Source organism: Nitratidesulfovibrio liaohensis (assembly GCF_011682075.1).
In the GTDB taxonomy this organism is placed as follows: Bacteria; Desulfobacterota; Desulfovibrionia; order Desulfovibrionales; family Desulfovibrionaceae; genus Cupidesulfovibrio; species Cupidesulfovibrio liaohensis.
This window is the reverse complement of sequence record NZ_VSMK01000427.1, coordinates 1-2310: the sequence shown is the minus strand read 5'-3', so window position 1 is coordinate 2310 and position 2310 is coordinate 1. Positions and strand designations below refer to the sequence as shown.

Sequence of the window (2310 nt, the reverse complement as noted above, 5' to 3'; positions counted from 1 at the left end):
GCAGCCAGGACGACCTCAAGGCCCTGCTGCCGCAAGGCATGTCAAAGAACAACCCGGTCTAAGCCAGTTCACTGATGTCTACTTGATGACCGCTCGCCTGAAAAGGTGGGGTTGTCTGGACGGTTACGTTTCAACTACGGGAAAAATCCACTCAGCCCAGCACTGTTACGCGGGGCGGACTGTCGCTCGCAAATCGCGTCAGTTTGTCTTCCGGCAAGGAAAACGAGTTTTTTGCGAAGGGAGTGTATTCTTCCATACACGACCGGAGCAAAAAACGATGTTTGACCGCTCTGCGCTCGATGCCCGTAAGGCTCGCAGGCTCGCCTAACGGGCACGCTCCGCGCCCTTCGGGTCGGAAGCCGGGAGGCAAAAGAACCAATCTGGAGGCTTCGCTCACCCCATGCGACGCTGGAGAAGGAGACTGTCGGCCAACACCAGAGCCGCCATGGCCTTCAGCACGGGCACCACGCGCGGAATGGCGCAGATGTCGTGGCGACCGCCCACGCGCAGCGGCGCGGGCCTGCCGTTGGTATCGATGGTGATCTGTTCCTGCGCGATGGAGGGAATGGGCTTCACCGCCGCGCGCACCACGATGGGCTGCCCGTTGGAGATGCCGCCCAGAATGCCCCCGGCATGATTGGTGTGGAAGCCGCCGGGAATGATGGGGTCGTTGTTCTCGCTGCCGCGCAGGCGCGCCGCCTCCAGCCCCGCGCCTATCTCCACCGCCTTTACCGCGCCCACGGACATCAGGGCATGGGCCAGCAGGGCATCCAGTTTGTCGAACACCGGTTCTCCAAGGCCTGCGGGCACGCCGGTGGCCTCCACCTGCACGATGCCGCCCAGGGTGTCGCCCTCGGCCCGCACGTCGTGCACCAGCGATTCCCACGCGGGCACCACGTCCGGGTCGGGCGAAAAGAACAGCCGCTCCTGCGCGCCAGCCGGGTCCACGATGTCGGCGGGCACCCCGCCGATCTCAACGGTGTAGGCGCGCACCTCGATGTCGTGCATGGCCAGCAGGGCCAGGGCCACGGCGCCGCCCGCCACACGCGAGACGGTTTCGCGCCCCGACGCCCGGCCACCGCCGCGAAAATCGCGCAGGCCGTACTTGGCGTCGTAGGTGATGTCCGCGTGGCCGGGGCGGTACAGCTTGGCCAGGTCGCCGTAATCGCGCGAACGCTGGTCTTCGTTGGCGATGTGGAAGCCGATGGGGGTGCCGGTGGTGACCCCTTCGAACACGCCGGAAAGCAGGCGCACGGTGTCCGGTTCCTTGCGGGCCGTACCGGCAAGGCCGGCAGACGCGCTGCCGGGTCGGCGCAGATCCAGTTCGCGCTGGATGACCGATTCGTCCAGCGGCACCCCGGCGGGGCAGCCGTCCACCACGCCGCCAAGGCCGGGGCCGTGCGATTCGCCGTAGGTGGTCAGCCGGAAGATGCGACCGAAGGTGTTGCCGCTCATGGATGCTCCTGTGAACCAGAAAGAATGAAACCTATGTCGACGAGCAGGACGCAGTCAGGTGCGGCACTCCGCAGGGAGTGCGAAACCGGGCCCTACCGAATTACCATCACGGGACACGACGCCATCTGCAACACCCGGTGGGTGACGCTGCCCAGCAGCAGGCCCTCCAGTTCCGAGTGCCCGCGCGAGCCCATGATGATCAGGTCGCAGCGTTCGTAGTCGGCGGCATCCACGATGGCCACCTCCACCTTGCCCTCCAGCACGCGGTCGGCAAAGGGCACGTTGCGCTCGCGCAGCAGGCGGCGGCAGGGCTCCAGCACTTCCTCGGCCTGGGCCACCAGCGAATTGCGGGCCTGGTCGTAGGCCACCTGCCCGAGAATGGGCGGGATGGACATGCGGCAGATGAGCAGCACAACCTCTGCCCCCACCATCTTCGCGAAGTCGGCGGCGTATTCCGCCGCGCGCTGCGAGTAGTCGGAACCATCCACGGGAACGAGTATCTTGCGGATCTGCATGGCGACCTCACGGATGAACACTGCACAGGACATGGCCGCCGCGCGCTGCCACGGCGCGCGGCTATGCCAGTATGCCCCCGTGGGGGCGGGCATGGCAAGGGGCGCGACAATCCGGAACCGCCCAAGGCCCCGGAAAACCGCGCATGTGCGCACCCGGCCCGGTGGGTTGGCGCGGGGCTATGCTTCCAGCAGGCTGGCCAGCCGCTCCACAAGTGCCCGCAGGTCGTCCCCGGCGTCCAGCACCGCATGGGCGCATTCCCGGTACAGGGGGTCACGCGCGGCCAGCACCTCGGCCACCTCGTCGGTGATGGGTCGCCCGGTCAGCGAGGGGCGCTGCGCG

2 protein-coding genes are annotated in these 2310 nt (G+C 67.1%); both read right to left on the bottom strand.

The window, feature by feature from the left end:
• Positions 1–393: 393 nt before the first annotated feature.
• The gene (gene aroC / locus FVW27_RS13475) at positions 394–1455 is read right to left on the bottom strand and encodes a chorismate synthase (RefSeq protein ID WP_167125954.1); all 1062 of its coding nucleotides are present in this window, start codon (positions 1453–1455) and stop codon (positions 394–396) included.
• A gap of 92 nt (positions 1456–1547) precedes the next feature.
• The gene (locus FVW27_RS13470; protein ID WP_012612540.1) at positions 1548–1970 is read right to left on the bottom strand and encodes a universal stress protein; all 423 of its coding nucleotides are present in this window, start codon (positions 1968–1970) and stop codon (positions 1548–1550) included.
• Positions 1971–2310 lie beyond the last annotated feature (340 nt).

Coding starts and splice junctions, on each gene's coding strand:
- aroC (WP_167125954.1), bottom strand. CDS start 1,455: ATGAGCGGCAACACCTTCGGTCGCATCTTCCGGCTGACCACCTACGGC.
- FVW27_RS13470 (WP_012612540.1), bottom strand. CDS start 1,970: ATGCAGATCCGCAAGATACTCGTTCCCGTGGATGGTTCCGACTACTCG.